At 43.3% G+C, this 15,408-nt stretch carries 13 protein-coding genes; 2 read left to right on the forward strand and 11 right to left on the reverse strand.

Going from position 1 to position 15,408, the window contains the following annotated elements; all coding sequences use genetic code 11:
• Positions 1-38: 38 nt before the first annotated feature.
• The 5 genes from DDR33_RS09110 to rimP all read right to left on the reverse strand — a co-directional run bounded on the left by DDR33_RS09110 (position 39) and on the right by rimP (position 7,030).
• Positions 39-1,007 (reverse strand): glycosyltransferase family 4 protein, encoded by a 969-nt coding sequence (locus DDR33_RS09110; RefSeq protein ID WP_109415460.1) that lies wholly within the window; start codon positions 1,005-1,007, stop codon positions 39-41.
• An 11-nt stretch (positions 1,008-1,018) separates the two neighbouring features.
• Positions 1,019-1,927, reverse strand: coding sequence for a glycosyltransferase family 2 protein (locus tag DDR33_RS09115; protein WP_109415461.1), 909 nt, complete (start codon positions 1,925-1,927; stop codon positions 1,019-1,021).
• A 206-nt stretch (positions 1,928-2,133) separates the two neighbouring features.
• On the reverse strand, positions 2,134-5,241 hold the full coding sequence (gene infB, locus DDR33_RS09120) for a translation initiation factor IF-2 (protein WP_109415462.1): 3,108 nt from the start codon (positions 5,239-5,241) through the stop codon (positions 2,134-2,136).
• 86 nt (positions 5,242-5,327) lie between these two features.
• The gene (gene nusA, locus DDR33_RS09125; RefSeq protein WP_109415463.1) at positions 5,328-6,563 is read right to left on the reverse strand and encodes a transcription termination factor NusA; all 1,236 of its coding nucleotides are present in this window, start codon (positions 6,561-6,563) and stop codon (positions 5,328-5,330) included.
• 2 nt (positions 6,564-6,565) lie between these two features.
• Entirely contained in the window at positions 6,566-7,030 is a 465-nt protein-coding gene (gene rimP / locus DDR33_RS09130) for a ribosome assembly cofactor RimP (RefSeq protein ID WP_109415464.1), read from the reverse strand.
• A 267-nt stretch (positions 7,031-7,297) separates the two neighbouring features.
• Here rimP and DDR33_RS09135 point away from each other — a divergent pair, with 267 nt between their 5' ends.
• A complete protein-coding gene (locus DDR33_RS09135; RefSeq protein ID WP_109415465.1) occupies positions 7,298-7,630 on the forward strand; it encodes a phage holin family protein in 333 nt (110 codons plus the stop codon).
• A gap of 9 nt (positions 7,631-7,639) precedes the next feature.
• Here DDR33_RS09135 and DDR33_RS09140 read toward each other — a convergent pair whose 3' ends face one another.
• The 5 genes from DDR33_RS09140 to panC form a co-directional block, all read right to left on the reverse strand.
• Positions 7,640-9,751 (reverse strand): M1 family aminopeptidase, encoded by a 2,112-nt coding sequence (locus tag DDR33_RS09140; RefSeq protein WP_109415466.1) that lies wholly within the window; start codon positions 9,749-9,751, stop codon positions 7,640-7,642.
• 55 nt (positions 9,752-9,806) lie between these two features.
• Entirely contained in the window at positions 9,807-11,072 is a 1,266-nt protein-coding gene (locus DDR33_RS09145; RefSeq protein ID WP_109415467.1) for a peroxiredoxin family protein, read from the reverse strand.
• A 165-nt stretch (positions 11,073-11,237) separates the two neighbouring features.
• On the reverse strand, positions 11,238-11,735 hold the full coding sequence (gene rfaE2, locus DDR33_RS09150; protein ID WP_109415468.1) for a D-glycero-beta-D-manno-heptose 1-phosphate adenylyltransferase: 498 nt from the start codon (positions 11,733-11,735) through the stop codon (positions 11,238-11,240).
• Positions 11,736-11,774: 39 nt separating this feature from the next.
• Positions 11,775-12,125 (reverse strand): aspartate 1-decarboxylase, encoded by a 351-nt coding sequence (gene panD, locus DDR33_RS09155; protein ID WP_109415469.1) that lies wholly within the window; start codon positions 12,123-12,125, stop codon positions 11,775-11,777.
• Between the two features lie 140 nt (positions 12,126-12,265).
• Entirely contained in the window at positions 12,266-13,105 is an 840-nt protein-coding gene (gene panC / locus DDR33_RS09160) for a pantoate--beta-alanine ligase (RefSeq protein ID WP_109415470.1), read from the reverse strand.
• Between the two features lie 366 nt (positions 13,106-13,471).
• Here panC and DDR33_RS09165 point away from each other — a divergent pair, with 366 nt between their 5' ends.
• Positions 13,472-14,296: a glycogen/starch synthase gene (locus DDR33_RS09165; protein ID WP_109415471.1), complete on the forward strand. Its 825-nt coding sequence runs from the start codon at positions 13,472-13,474 to the stop codon at positions 14,294-14,296.
• Positions 14,297-14,433: 137 nt separating this feature from the next.
• Here the strand turns inward: DDR33_RS09165 and DDR33_RS09170 are convergent.
• The coding region (locus DDR33_RS09170) for a Kelch repeat-containing protein (RefSeq protein ID WP_109415472.1) at positions 14,434-15,408 on the reverse strand (975 nt) is incomplete at its 5' end.

Consider the following 15,408-nt stretch of genomic DNA (forward strand, 5'->3'; position numbering starts at 1 on the left):
CAAAAGCCCAAATATACCGATTCGACTATAACTGTTCCTTATATATGAGCAATAATTCTGTTAGCAAGAGCCTCCCAGTCGAATTCTTCTATCTTCTTTCGTCCGTTCTTTGCTAAGTTTTGCAGCACCCCGGGATGTTCAATCAAATAAACGATTGCCTTTCGTATTTTGCATGACCATCGCGACACCACAATACCTGTCTCATTATGAATAAGAAAGTCCCTGGTACCCGAACTGGTTGCTATTAATGGAATACCCGATGCCATAGCTTCTGCCCCGGTATTTGAATAACCTGCTTTTTTTTCAGCGGCAACGAAAATATCTGCCTTATGATAGAGCTCAACATTCCTCTCTACAGGATGATTTAAGACAAATTCATAGGGAACCTTCGTTCTAAAATTATCTATTTTAGCTTTCGCCTTCTCGTTCACCGGCGTATCGAACAACAGCAGTTTAAGATTATAACCTTTCTTATATAGCTGTTCACAGGCTTTAACCACGAGCATCGTCCCTTTTTTCTTTTCGGCGAGTCTTCCAAAACACATAATGGTATACGGCTCGCCTGCCTGTTTCGGTTTAAGCTCTTTACTATAATATGATCTAGTATTAATGCCTCCAAAAGCTTCAAACGCCTCTATCTTGTATTTCCTTCTTGCAATTTCCAACACGTTCGTTGAATTGGCAAACACCTCTACTTCCGGATGTTTCTTCAACATCCGGATATCGTCAGAAGCCCTTACAAAATAGAAAATCCTTCTTCGCACATCCGCTTTTAGCAGATCCTCCAGAAACCTGATCTCTGTAATGAAAAGGGCATCGAGCGGATAAGCAGAAATCTGAGATAAGGTTTCTGTTTCAATATGTCCTTTATACCATGAAGAGGGAATCCCCTCGGGAGTAAAAATAATAAATTCATGTCCAAGCTTGAGAAATACACTTCCCAGTTCGTAAAAACGCTTCACGCCTCCGTAGAGATTTGTATTGGGAAGAATAACACCTATCCTCATCTTCAGACCATTCAGAACTGCTTAAAGTCAGGCCGGTTAAATAGAGAAACGACTTGCTTATAAACACCCTTAGTTCTTAATGCCCAACTCATTCTTGGCGCAGCCAGAAGTCCTTTAAAGTCCCTTCCCCTCTTCAAAACAGCATTTGTAAACGTGCCCGAGGTAATGCCCCACTTTGAAATAAACTGGTAGTATCCGGCATTCTTTTTAACACGTTTTACCGACACAGACCCAAAATGATAGACCCTGCTTCTGGAAACCCCTTTAAATAATCTGACCCCGGCCAGCCATAACTTCATTGAAAAATCCGGGTCGGAATACATGCCCGGAGAAAACTCTATACTATAGCCTCCAACCAGGTTCCACAATTTCTTATGAACGATGTTGGGTGGCCATGTGGCACCGTTCCAGTCTGCTTTTTCAAATTGGGTGAACTCTGCCAGCAAACGGTTCTCGTCGAAATTCGATACGTCTGTTCCATAGTTCTTTTCAATAGAGCAAATACTGGAAGCTTTAGGTTCTATTGCCGTTGCCGACAGGAAAAACAGGGGATGTCCGATTTGCACTATTTCTTCCCAAAGGGCGAGATCCCACTCAGGGCATACATACATATCGTCGTTAATAAAAAGGATATAGTCGGTATGAGCTAACTGGCTGGACGCATTTAACGCGTAACATACGCCTACATTCTCGCTGCTATAAGTATAATCGATTGATGACTGTTCCTTTATCCATTCAAGTGTTCCATCGTCTCCGCAGTTGATATGAACAATAATCTGGTGCTTAAAGAAAGAATTCTTCCTGATACTCTCAATACAAAGTTTTAAGTAATTGAGATTGTTCCAGGAGGGAATCAGAATAGAAAACTTATCGTCATCGTTACTCGTTCGCTTCTGAGATTCTATAGCAGTATTTAACATTATTGAACGGATTAAATCCTATCGTTTAAGCAAATTGAAAAATATCACCCTATTTGAGTAATACCTCGTAAAATTAAACATTTCAACTCTACATACAAGCTGGAAACGGGGGCAGAACCCGGTAATGCAAACGCCAAAAGTAACATTTTTAATACAAAAAAAAGAGGGCTGCCAGGAGCCCTCTTCTCAAAATATTTAAAATGCTTTTAAAGTTTTCTCTTTACTTCTACATTTTCGTATGCTTCTACAATATCGCCAACCTTAATATCATTAAAGTTATTAATATTAAGACCACACTCGTATCCTGCTGAAACTTCTTTCACATCGTCTTTATAACGCTTAAGCGAGGCCAGTTCTCCGGTGTAAACAACCACTCCATCACGGATGATCCGCACCTTACTATTCCGGTTGATCTTACCATCAAGGACCATACATCCGGCGATAGTGCCGACCTTACTGATCTTAAAGGTTTCCCTGATCTCAACATTCGCAGTGATCTTCTCCTCAAACTCAGGTGCAAGCATTCCTTCCATAGCAGCCTTCACTTCATTTATCGCATCGTAAATGATAGAGTAAAGCCGGATATCAATTGCCTCCTGTTCTGCAAGTTTCCTAGCACCGCTTGACGGACGCACCTGGAAACCGATAATAATCGCATCGGATGCAGAAGCCAGCAATACGTCGGATTCTGAGATCTGACCTACAGACTTATGGATAATGTTAACCTGGATTTGTTCGGTAGAGAGCTTCAATAACGAATCAGACAATGCCTCGATAGAACCATCCACATCACCTTTAACAATGATATTCAATTCACGGAAGTTTCCGATAGCAAGACGACGGCCGATTTCATCAAGAGTGATGTGTTTCTGACTGCGCAGTCCCTGCTCCCTCTGCAACTGAAGCCTCTTGTTGGCAATTTCCCTCGCCTGCGGCTCACTTTCCATTGCATTGAACTTATCACCGGCAGTTGGAGCTCCAGACATACCCAGCACCTGGATAGGTGTCGAAGGCCCGGCTTTATCCACTTTCTGTCCTCTTTCATTGAACAAGGCCTTAACGCGTCCGCTGTAACTTCCCGCAAGGATCGGATCCCCGATACGCAGTGTTCCCGCCTGAATAAGCACTGTGGTTACAATACCGCGTCCTTTATCAAGCGCCGCTTCGATAACAGTTCCGGTGGCTCTCTTGTTCGGATTAGCCTTCAATTCAAGAAGTTCGGCTTCTAACAGAACTTTCTCAAGGAGAAGGTCAACATTGAGACCCGTTTTACCTGAAATTTCCTGGCACTGATATTTACCGCCCCAGTCTTCAACAAGTAAGTTCATTGTTGCCAGCTGCTCACGGATCTTATCCGAATTAGCACCTGGTTTATCTATTTTAGTGAAAGCAAATACAATAGGTACTCCTGCTGCCTGAGCGTGATTAATCGCTTCACGGGTCTGAGGCATCACACTGTCGTCTGCTGCTATCACAATAATTGCAATATCGGTAACCTGGGCTCCACGGGCACGCATTGCTGTAAACGCTTCGTGACCAGGCGTATCCAGGAACGTAATCTTACGTCCTCCTTCGAGGTTCACCTCATAAGCTCCGATGTGCTGCGTAATCCCTCCTGCTTCACCTCCGATGACGTTCGTCTTCCTCACAAAGTCAAGTAACGATGTCTTACCATGGTCTACGTGTCCCATTACCGTTACTATCGGTGCACGGGGCTGCAGATCTTCCGGAGCATCTTCTTCCTCCAGACTTGCTTCTTCATCTTCCGGCTTGATAAATTCGACATTATATCCGAACTCATCGGCTACAATTGCCAACGTTTCTGCATCAAGACGCTGATTGATAGAAACGAACATACCAAGGCTCATACAGGTTGAAATGATCTGAGTAACCGGGACGTCCATCATATTCGCCAGTTCATTAGCAGTAACAAACTCTGTTACTTTAAGAACCTTTGACTGAAGCTCCTGTTCCAATGCCGCTTCTTCCGCTGAATGTGCAATATCATCCCGCTTCTGGCGTCTGAACTTAGCTCTCTGGGCAAACTTTCCTGATTTTCCGGCACCGCTTAACCTTGCAAGAGTTGCTTTAATCTGATCCTGTATTTCTTTTTCTGATGGTTCCTCTTTCGGAGCGTCATGCCGGTTTTGCTGATTCCTGTTGCCTCTGAAATCTGGTCTTGCCTGATTTCTGCTCGCACCGCCTCTGAAATCCGGTCTTCCGGGATGGTTTCCTCCCTGTGGACTTCCGGCCGGGTTCTGCTGACGGTTTCCTCCCTGCTGCTGGCCATGCGACTGCTGACCGTGTTGCTGGCCATGCTGACCACCATGCTGGTGTTGCCCCCCGTGCTGCTGGCCTCCCTGGCCATGTCCATGCCCGGGCTGTCCCGGCAGATCTTTCCGTTTCCGCTTCCGCTTATGATCGTTAGCCGCACTAGACGATGAAGCCACAGGCTGATCCTTACGCCTTTGTGGCATAGTTGCAGACAAATCGATCTTGCCTATCACATTAGGCCCGGTCAAACGTTGTGCCCTGGCTCTTATTACTTCATCTTCTGCGGTATCTTCCACTTTTTCCGGTTGTTCCTCTGTTTCATTATCATCGAACCCGGTCTCGCCTTCAGCCTCCGGTTCATGACTGTCATTATTGTCTAAAACCACTTCCGGCTCGTGATACTCAGGTTCTGATATCACCTCAGGCTGTCTTTCCGGCTCTGGTTCGGGTTCCGTGTGCACCTCAGCTACTGGCACTTCATGCGCAGGCTCCGGTTCAGGAACTGGCTCAACCTTTGGTTCCGGCTCAGCTACAGGCTCTGAAGGCTGCTCTTGCACAACTTCTTCCGGTTCTTCCTGCTTATTGGATTCGGGGCGATGACGTCGATTCAGCGAATCCAGATCTATCTTCCCTACTATTTTTACACCTGGCAATGCAGCTTCTTCCTGCATCTCTTCCGGTTGCTCCTCTTCCTGGCTTTTTGGCTTCTCCGCCACAGGAGGTGCAGAAGCTCCGGTGTTCTTTATAAGGATCTCATCCTGTTCAAAATCCTTAGAGCGACGAGGTTCCTGTCTTTCAGCAGGAGGAGGGGTGTCTTCCCGGCGTATTTTCCCTATTACAATTTGCCTTGCTTCCTCACGAACAATCTTATCCCCCTGATACTCCTTCAAAAGAGCATTATACATCTCTTCTGTGAGCTTTGTATTTGGTTTTGGATCAACCTTAAAGCCTTTCTTGCTCAAAGACTCTACCGCGGTTGATAAACCAATATTAAGCTCTTTTGCTGCTTTTAGTAAATTTATGCTTTTACCTTCTGACATCTAAAAAAATTACCTATCGCTAAAAATTTTAACAAAAATACGATTTTTATCCAGTAAATTAATAGCGGAACCCGAATCAGTCTAACTTATTCAAATTCTGCTCTTAATATCGCCATCACTTCTTTAACCGTACTATCTTCCAGATCTGTACGCTTCACCAACTCGTCTACAGACAATTCCAGTACAGATTTTGCAGTGTCAAGACCTATACGCTTGAATTCATCAATAATCCAGCCATCAATTTCGTCTGAGAACTCTTCCAGATCCACATCCTCATCGTCTTCGTCGGCTTCACGATATACATCGATCTCATAACCGGTAAGCTTTCCGGCCAGCTTAATGTTATGTCCGCCACGGCCAATAGCCAGCGAAACCTGATCTGGTTTCAGATACACTGCGGCACGCTTATCTTCATCATCCAGCTTAATGGTGGTGATTTTAGCAGGGCTCAGTGCACGTTGTATATACAGAGATACGTTGTTAGTGAAGTTAATAACGTCGATATTCTCGTTTTTGAGCTCTCTTACTATCCCGTGGATACGTGAGCCTTTCATTCCCACACAGGCACCTACCGGGTCAATCCTGTCGTCGTAAGACTCCACAGCTACCTTGGCACGCTCGCCCGGCTCACGAACAATCTTTTTAATCGTGATCAATCCATCGAATATTTCAGGAACTTCCAGTTCGAATAAACGCTGAAGGAATTCAGGAGCATTACGTGATATAATGATCTTCGGATTACTGTTCATCATGTCCACCTTTAATACCACAGCTCTTACAGTATCCCCCTTCTTGAAATAGTCGGCAGGAATCTGCTCCGTCTTTGGAAGAAGTAACTCATTCCCGTCATCATCAAGCACTAAAGTTTCCTTTTTCCAAACCTGGTACACTTCGCCGGTCACAATCTCACCCACACGGTCCTTATACTTACGGAAGATCTCGTCTTTTTCCAGTTCGAGGATCTTTGATACAAGGGTTTGACGTGCCGCCAGAATAGCCCGGCGACCGAAGCTCTCAAGCGTAATCTGTTCAATGAAATCATCACCAACTTCCAGATCCGGATCGATTTTCCTGGCGTCAGCAAGTTCAATCTCCAAATCATCATCTTCAGAAAACCCATCTTCCATGACTGTCCTTGTGCGCCATATTTCAAGGTCACCGTTATCCGGGTTCACAATCACGTCGCAGTTCTCGTCAGTACCATATTTTTTTCTGATCATACTGCGAAACACTTCTTCCAGCACACTGATCACCGTTGGACGGTCTATGTTTTTGAATTCCTTGAACTCCTGGAAGGAATCGATCAAATTAATATTGCTCATTTCTATTTAAATGAAATTAAAACCTTAGTTTCCATTATCTCACCAAAAGGAATAAAACTTTCAATCAGCACGGCTTTTTTCCCTTTCTCCTTCACCTTTTCTTCTATCGTAATACCCTCTTCAGATACCTGCAGAAGAAGCCCTTCTCTCTTTTCTCCTGCAATCAGCTTCACAGAAACATTTCGTCCCTTGTTCTTTTCGTACTGACGCTGCTGTTTTAACGGGGTATCCACCCCCGGAGATGACACCTCCAGATTATATGCATGCTCAATTACATTCTCTTCTTCAAGATGATATCCGACATGCCTGCTAATTGCAACACAATCCGCTATTCCTACACCTGTATCTCCGTCCACCAGAACAATCAGCTTTCCGTTCGAATGCATTTTAACATCTACCAGGAACAAATCAGCCCTGTCTGCAATCTTTTCTTCGACAAGCTCACTTACCCTTTGCTCTATATTCATAATTTATCAGTAAAAGAAAAGAGGGGACAAACCTGTCCCCTCTTTTTCAGTTCGAGCAAAGGTAAGTAAAAATATTAATTTATGCAAACGGTTGATTTACAGTGAAAGTAACTTTGCCTTCCTTCTTCCTGCTCCCGGACAGATAATATATCCACACCGGGATACCATGACTTTTAAATTTAAACGCTCCTCCGTTCAAATTCTGATCCCAAATCACTTAACGGTAAATATCATTTTTAATTTCCAGCCGTTTTACCACATTTGTATATGCGAATCATTATAGAAATTCTTTTAACAGGCATAGCCGTTTCTGTTGCCGCATTTGTGGTTCCTGGCGTTCAGGTCGATGGCTTTATCAATGCCATTATAGCCGGTCTTCTTATCGCACTGGCTAATGCTACAATCGGGACTTTATTAAGGCTTTTTACTCTGCCGATCAATATTATTTCGTTGGGGCTGATGTCTTTTATCATTACAGTCTTTATGGTACTTCTGGTTGATGCCTTCATGAAAAGTTTCAACACATCCGGGTTTGTTTCTGCACTGATCTTTGCCGCCGTACTTTCGGTCATTAAAATGGTTTTCAGTGCATTGAAATAATCTTCCGGATTATTTCTCACTCAGGGCTTTTTGTACACTAGGCGCTTTGTCGGAGGCGGATTTCATCAAAATGTCGGCATTATTCCGGTCCTTAAAGAACTTCTTCAGGTTGGAAATTGCTTCCGCCCGGACATAAGAACGTGTGTCATTGATTGCCATGCTCTTCAGTTTATCATAAACTTCCGGTCTTTCACCTTCAGGCAACTTTGAGATAAAGTTCAGCGCTTTCAGCCTTAGTTCCCAGCTTCTGTCGTCAAGCGCCATCACAATGGTTTTTCTTGCTCTCTGTTCTCCGGCAAACACCTCCAGGCCCTGCAATGCCTCAAGGCGATCCAGAAACAGGGGCGCATGGCTGTACTGGAAAATATATTGTGATAAGCTCTTGGTTTCTTTTTTTTCAGCCAGCAGATATTTTTCAGCATCTACATTAATGAGCTGAGGCTCCGTCTCAGAAGGCCAGCTGAATGTTTGTACCTGTTTTTCTAATACAATCTCTTTTCTTTCTGCCTTACCCGACTTATAAATATCGATGGCAAGGGGTAAACGATACAATGGAACCTTGCTTAGATCCTGCTGCTGTGAAATAGTCACTGAAACCTTTTTTGTGGCCATATCATATTTAGAATCTATTTTCAAAACAGGATGTCCTGATGCCAGGAACCACTGATTGAAAAACCAGTTGAGATCCTGCCCGGTCACTTCTTCAAAAGACATCCTCAAATCATTAATCTCGGCAGTCTTATATGCGTTTCTCGTCAGATAAAGATTAAGGGCTTTGAAAAACGCCTCGTCCCCAACAGTTTTCCTCAGCATATGAAGTATCCGGCCGCCCTTCTGATAACTCACAGCATCAAACATCTGTTCCCTGTCTGCATAGTTGTAACGGATCACATCTGCATCTTTTGCTTTAACAGACCCTAAATAGGTTTGCAGATCTTTCCATCCAAATTGATCAGCGTAATCCCGGCCGTATTTATATTCATTCCACAGGTATTCACCATAAGTAGCAAAAGATTCATTGAGAGGAAGATTGGCCCACGATTCAGCAGTCACAAGGTCTCCAAACCAATGATGAAACAACTCATGCGAAACAATGTCTTCATATGTTTCATCCAGGTATTGTTCCTTTGTGAGGTTCATCCGGTCAAAAAACACCGTGGCTGTTGTGTTCTCCATAGCTCCGCCAAGGAAATTACGCACTACTATCTGGGAATACTTTTCCCAGGGATAGTCCACCCCGGTTTTTCTTGAAAAGAACTCTATCATTTCCGGAGTCTTGCCAAAAATAAGACGGGCGTTTGGAGCATACTCAGGCTCCATATAATAACTCACCTCTTTATCTCTCCATTTGTCCTTCACAACCGTGAAGTTACCCGCGGCAACCATTGTCAGGTAAGTTGAATGCGGCAACTCCTGGCGCCAGGTATCCGTCCGGGTACCGTCACCGTTATCAGAAGAGAAATCCAGAATACCATTGGAAAGCGTTACCATACGGGAAGGGACTGTAAGACTGATCTCCTGAGTCATCTTTTCCTGCGGCCCGTCAATAGTAGGAAACCATGCCGAATTACACTCTGTCTCTCCCTGTGTCCAGAACTCCTGGGGCATATCCTTTTCTTTCCCGTCGGCATTTACGAAGTAGAAGCCGCGATCTCCTGAAGAAGCGATATCCTCACCTACCTTTAGCTTCGAAGGCATGGCTACATATTGAATATACACTGTATATTTTTGATCACGGGTATACGTTTTATCTAAAATGATCTTTAGCTTCTTTCTGTCATAAGTATACTTAAGAGGCAGCAGATCATCTTTCTTTACAAGTGCCACTTGTTCTATCTTAAATCCTTTTGCACTCAGGACAAGGGAGTCAGAAGGATAAAACCATGGCTTCGCCTGGATAAATGCTTTTCCGATTACATGAGAACTGTCCCAGTCAAATTTCAGGTCAAGCTTTGTGTGAATAATATCGGTTAACCTGGTGTAACTACCCCTGTAAATATTTGCACCCGGGCGGACCGAACTTACTGTTATCGGATCCATCACTACCTTTTGCGTCGAAGAGCACGACAGCAGAAACAAAACTGTCGCCGCAAAGAAGCAGTACTGATGTAGATATCTCATGCGCATTTTTGAAATTTATATTTAGACAGCAGAAAGAAATGCATGCTCATAGATGTTAAGACTCTTTAATAAGGTCATTAACCAGCTTCTCAAATTCTTCAACAAATTCAGTGTAATGTCCGCCTGTTCCGGGACCACTGAAACCTGTATGAATCTTGCGCACTTCACCTTTCTTGTCGATAATAATAGTGGTGGGGAATGCTTTAAATTCGTTTAATGCAGGCATGCTTGTAAGAGCATCTTTAGGAGTATAGCCGGTGAGCAGCAAAGGATAAGAAATATCAAATCGCTCCTTTAACGCTTCCACACTTTTTTTTGACCTGGCCGGATCAGTGGTCCGCTCGTATGCAAGTCCAACCACTTCCACTCCCTTATCTTTATATTTCCTATAAAAAGGAGCGAGATAAGCTGTTTCATCCATACAGTTAGGACACCATGAACCGAGGAACTGAACAATGACCACTTTATTGCTAAATCGGGGAGCATCAGCAGAGACTTGCTTTCCCTCCAGGTCGGGGAAGCTAAAACTGATTTTCTTCTGTCCTTTTTTCAGGGTGGTGAGAGAGTATGCATCAGGAAGCATGGCCTTATCATCCTTCGTTGCGGTCCAGTTATCTACAGACGACAGCCCTGCATAAAACTTCCCGTCGCTTATGGTATTGTTCTTTACCTTGCCGGTAAATAAAAAGGCATGTGAACCATCAAAAGTAGAGAGGAAAAGCCGGTCGCCCGAAACAGCGCCTTCAAGATAACGGTAATCACCGGTGGTTGTTAAAAAGGTGCCTGTCACTCTTGACGAATCCTGGGAGAATTCGCCGACAGCAATCGTAGTATCCTTGCCATCAGGACTGGTAAAAGTTGCAGACCATTTTCCTGTAACGTTTCCTTCGGGCTTCTCCTGTGAAGGGGCAAATCGCCAGTTAACCCCATGTTCCGCTGTAAAGTCCATAGAAACATCTTTATCAGCTAAATGCCGGATCCATCTTCCGCTCATCCCCGCAGAGGTAAAGCCTGCCCGTATTTCAGAATCAAACAATGGAAGTTTTATATTTACAGAATCACCTTTTTGCTCTATTTCGTCCACTCTGAATCGTTCTCCGGCATTTACAAGCCATATAGCCTTCCTGCCGCTGGTGTCACTAACAATAAAATTAAAAGGGATCTCTGTGCCCGACTCCGTTTTTAAAGTAGCTCTCCAGGTTCCGCTTTCTAGTCCGTTAACAGTTCTGCCACACGCAGAGAACAGCAATACCGAAGCAACAAGAGCACCGGCAAAAACCAGGAGCTTGCCGCAGTATCCTTTTTTAGAAAAAAGAGGCATTATTCTGAGACATCTGAGAATAGATCTGTTAAAATACTGTTTTGATTGCATCAAAGTTTTCATCATAAAAGGATAAGAACCGGGGATTAAACATAAACCAAAAGTAAATGTTAATGGCACAATGTAAAGATACACCCCTTGATAATTCTTCCTTAGCGGCTGAAACTAAAGGCTGGTTTCTCTGATTTTACGTTCAATTGCCGTTGTTGAATAACCTTCAATATAAGTAATTGTTTTTACCTCTCCGCCGTTTGCAAGCACTACATCTGCCCCTACGATTCTGTCGATAGTGTAATCAGCCCCTTTCACCAGCACATCCGGTTTTATAGCAGAAATCAGGTTTAAAGGTGTAGGCTCTGAAAAATACACCACTGCATCGACAAAGAAAAGAGAAGCAAGGATCGAAGCACGCGAATGTTGATCTGTGATAGGGCGTGCCGGGCCTTTCAGATCAGAAACAGATTTATCTGTATTCAGGCCAATAATGAGCTTTTGTCCCATACTGGCAGCTTTCGCTAAGTAATCAATATGACCGAGATGCAGAAGATCAAAACATCCGTTAGTGAAAACAATCTTCTTTTCCTGGAACTTCCATATATGGACGAGAGGTAAAAGATCTTCGAGGGACTTCACCTTGCCGTTAACAATATCTAATTTATCCATGACAATACAAATAAAGGCGTCAATTCAAACGGTTAGCTGTTACCTGATCAGGTGATTGTCATCATCCGGAAAAACCAAAATTGGCTGATATTTCTTCGCTTCTTCCATCGGAAGCGACCCATATGACATAATAATCACTATGTCTCCCACCTGTGCAAGCCTCGCGCATGACCCGTTAAGACAAACAATCCCCGAGCCACGCTCCCCCTTAATTACGTATGTTTCAAAACGAGCTCCATTATTATTATTCACAACCTGAACTTTCTCATTTGGAATAATATTAGCAGCATCTATTAAGTCTTCATCAATCGTGATACTCCCCACATAATTCAGCTCTGCCTGAGTCACTTTCACCCGGTGTATCTTCGACTTCAAAACCTGGATAATCATAGTACAAAATTACAAAAACAGTTATAAGTTATATTGCCCCCGTTGTAACTTAAGGGTAATATTATATAAGATGACATTATTCTTTACGATTAAAGAGACATGAACTGACGGCAGAACGGAAAACTGTAGTCTGCCCCCCACTAGTTCAATATCATATTATCAATGAGTCTGGTTTCACCCGACCGGGCCGCAACCAGAGCTATAATGCTTTCAATCTCTTTCGATTCTGCTGGCTTTAGGGTCGCCGCATCGTATATCTCAAAATAATCCAGATCGATACCTTCGCTGGCATTCAAAAACGCTACAGCCTCTTCCTTAAGACTTGCAAGATCTTTCTCCTGAAAATGATCTTTAGTCGTCTGAAGCGCCGCCGATAACGCCAGTGCATTTCTTCTTTCAACTTCCGAAAGATGTATATTCCGGGAGCTTAAAGCCAGCCCGTCACTTTCGCGTTTGATAGGACACATCACAATATTTACCGGGATCTCCAGCATCTCTGTCATTTTTCGCAAGATTAGAACCTGCTGAAAATCTTTCTGTCCGAAAAAGGCAATATCCGGCTTCACTATGTCAAAAAACTTCTTAACTACCTGCGTTACGCCCTGGTAATGCCCTGGCCGGGACTTTCCTTCCAGGATATGCTCAAGGTAACCCAGATCAATATGCCATGATTCTCCCTGCTGATACATTTCATGAACAGGCGGAAGAAATAAGATATCACAGTTTACGCTTTTTAATTTTTCAATATCTGCCTCTACGGGCCGGGGATATTTTTCAAGATCAGAAGGATCATTGAATTGAGTGGGATTCACAAAAATACTGCAGACAACTACATCAGATTGCTCGCGGGCGATGTTAATCAGTGACAGATGGCCGTCATGCAGGGCACCCATTGTGGGGACAAAGCCGATTACTTTCTTTTGCTTTTTCAGCTCATCAAGCGACGCGGATAATGCTGACTTTGTTACGAATATTTCCAATTTCTTATTTAGATACCGGCTCAGAATATGACTTTCAAAGCCGCACGTGTATAAATTTATGCAAACGTACATAAAATTGTTTAATCTCTGTTTTTGCTGATCATTTTCAGAAGGATCACTGCACTTGCCAGGCTCCGCACACTAAAAAAATATTAATAAACCGTGACAAAAATCATTTGTCTCAACAAACCGCTAAACGATTGTTTAAAATAAGATTTAATACTTTTTCAGAAATCTAAAACCGCAGCTTAAACTGTTAAAATTTAAAAAATCGAACACACCTCTTGCGTAAATCATTGATATATCATAATATAATGTGTATATTTGCAGTCCCAAATTCTATTCTTAAACATTTAACATTTGGAGATGGCAAAAACGAAGTTACTGTTTATTACCCACGAGATGTCGCCTTTCCTCGAGTTAACAAAAATTTCTGAAATCACGAGACAACTTCCTCAGGCTATGCAGGATAAGGGTTTTGAAATCCGAATTCTGATGCCGCGTTTCGGCAACATCAACGAGCGCCGCAACCGCCTGCATGAAGTGATCCGTCTTTCAGGGATGAACATTATCATCGATGATAACGATAACCCGCTGATTATTAAAGTCGCGTCAATACCTTCAGCACGTATGCAGGTATATTTTCTCGACAATGAAGAATATTTTCAGCGCAAGCATGTTTTCAGGGACAATAATAATAAGTTTTTTGAAGACAACGATGAACGTACTATTTTCTTTTGCAAAGGCGCACTGGAAACTGTTAAAAAACTGGGATGGTCGCCTGACGTGGTTCACTGCCATGGCTGGATGAGTTCATTGGTTCCTGTTTATCTGAAAACAACCTACAAGGATGATCCTACGTTTAAAAACGCGAAGGTTGTTTATTCGGTATATGAAAATTGCTTTGCTGAAAACCTGAATGCTGATTTCGCCAGAAAAGCGATCATGAACGGCATGAGCGCAAAGCATACAGAAATGTTTAAAGGTTCTGACTGTGATTCTTTACACATCGGAGCCATTACCTATTCTGATGCCGTAGTTTTCGGAAACGAAGAGATCAGTGAAGAGGTCGTTAATTTTACAAAGGCAAGCGAAAAGCCCCTTCTTGAATTCGAAGGCACCGCCGACTATGAGAACTATTACTCGCTCTATGAAGAAATATCAAGCGAAGACCTGGTTTCATTAGCGTAGCAATTGGCCCTGTTCAATAAAAAAGACGCTGTCTGTTGAAGGCAGCGTCTTTTTTATTTTCAGAAAGAATTATCAAACGGAATGGAACAGGTTATTTTTGTTAGCTAACCTGCCCGGCATACACCTGACAATCATTTTTAATCATCATCTGAAGCAGAAAGATCAAAACGCCAGGTATCATAGAGTCGTGTAGAACCAGATATGCCTGTCGTCACATACCCATAATTCTTGATTGCGAATCCAACGGCCGCTTCCCGTGAAGAACCTTCAAACTTATCTACTTCTTTCCACAGGTCACGATCAGGATTATACTGCCAGGTAGTACTTAAGGATGAAGAAAGATTTCCGGTAGTTACATAACCATAGCCATCTAAACTGAAGGTAGCAGCGCTCTTTCTGGAGATATTGTAGTTATAATCATCATTGTTTTTTATATCATCGCTCTCCTCCGAATCGCCATCCGGGTTAAGAGAATGAAGCTTTGTCCATGTGTTGCCGTCCAGACGATAAAATGAAATATCAGCCTGGCTGTTATTATATCCTCCGCCTACATAAGCCTTATTGTTAATGACAAAAGCAAATGGGAACTGCCTCTTGCTCTTAATACTCGCAACCTGTGTCCAGGTACCAGGATCGCTGTCGCCTGCACCCGGAGTATATTCCCAGAAGTCATTCAAATCGTTACTTCCATCATATCCGCACCCTACATAACCCTTTCCGTTCAGTGTAAAAGCGACAGCACCCCAGCGTGCAGCAGCCGCCGCCGGGAGGCTTGCTACCTGTCTCCACGAATTATTCCTGGGATTATATTCGTAAAAATCTTTCAAAGCCACACTCCCGTCGTTAGTACCGGTACCCACATATCCTTTTCCGTTAATAGAAAAACCTACTCCGTAAGCGCGCTCAGCACCGTCAGGCAATGAAGAAATCAAATACCAGTCATCCGCATCTGCATTATACTTCCTGAAATCTCCGACCCGTTTGGCAGTCGTTGAAGTGCCGGAATTTGTTACCCCACTCCCCACATAAGCAGTATCATTTATCACAAAACCCACCGCACCGTTCCGGGCAACTCCCACATAATCTGCCATTCTCTGCCAGTCACCTGCTAA

It is taken from the genome of Pararcticibacter amylolyticus (genome assembly GCF_003130405.1).
GTDB lineage: Bacteria > Bacteroidota > Bacteroidia > Sphingobacteriales > Sphingobacteriaceae > Arcticibacter > Arcticibacter amylolyticus.

What these genes read in the sequence shown, in the direction of transcription:
- DDR33_RS09110 (WP_109415460.1), bottom strand. Translation starts at nt 1,007, where the DNA reads ATGAGGATAGGTGTTATTCTTCCCAATACAAATCTCTACGGAGGCGTG.
- DDR33_RS09115 (WP_109415461.1), bottom strand. Translation starts at nt 1,927, where the DNA reads ATGTTAAATACTGCTATAGAATCTCAGAAGCGAACGAGTAACGATGAC.
- infB (WP_109415462.1), bottom strand. Translation starts at nt 5,241, where the DNA reads ATGTCAGAAGGTAAAAGCATAAATTTACTAAAAGCAGCAAAAGAGCTT.
- nusA (WP_109415463.1), bottom strand. Translation starts at nt 6,563, where the DNA reads ATGAGCAATATTAATTTGATCGATTCCTTCCAGGAGTTCAAGGAATTC.
- rimP (WP_109415464.1), bottom strand. Translation starts at nt 7,030, where the DNA reads ATGAATATAGAGCAAAGGGTAAGTGAGCTTGTCGAAGAAAAGATTGCA.
- DDR33_RS09135 (WP_109415465.1), top strand. Translation starts at nt 7,298, where the DNA reads ATGCGAATCATTATAGAAATTCTTTTAACAGGCATAGCCGTTTCTGTT.
- DDR33_RS09140 (WP_109415466.1), bottom strand. Translation starts at nt 9,751, where the DNA reads ATGAGATATCTACATCAGTACTGCTTCTTTGCGGCGACAGTTTTGTTT.
- DDR33_RS09145 (WP_109415467.1), bottom strand. Translation starts at nt 11,072, where the DNA reads ATGCCTCTTTTTTCTAAAAAAGGATACTGCGGCAAGCTCCTGGTTTTT.
- rfaE2 (WP_109415468.1), bottom strand. Translation starts at nt 11,735, where the DNA reads ATGGATAAATTAGATATTGTTAACGGCAAGGTGAAGTCCCTCGAAGAT.
- panD (WP_109415469.1), bottom strand. Translation starts at nt 12,125, where the DNA reads ATGATTATCCAGGTTTTGAAGTCGAAGATACACCGGGTGAAAGTGACT.
- DDR33_RS09165 (WP_109415471.1), top strand. Translation starts at nt 13,472, where the DNA reads ATGGCAAAAACGAAGTTACTGTTTATTACCCACGAGATGTCGCCTTTC.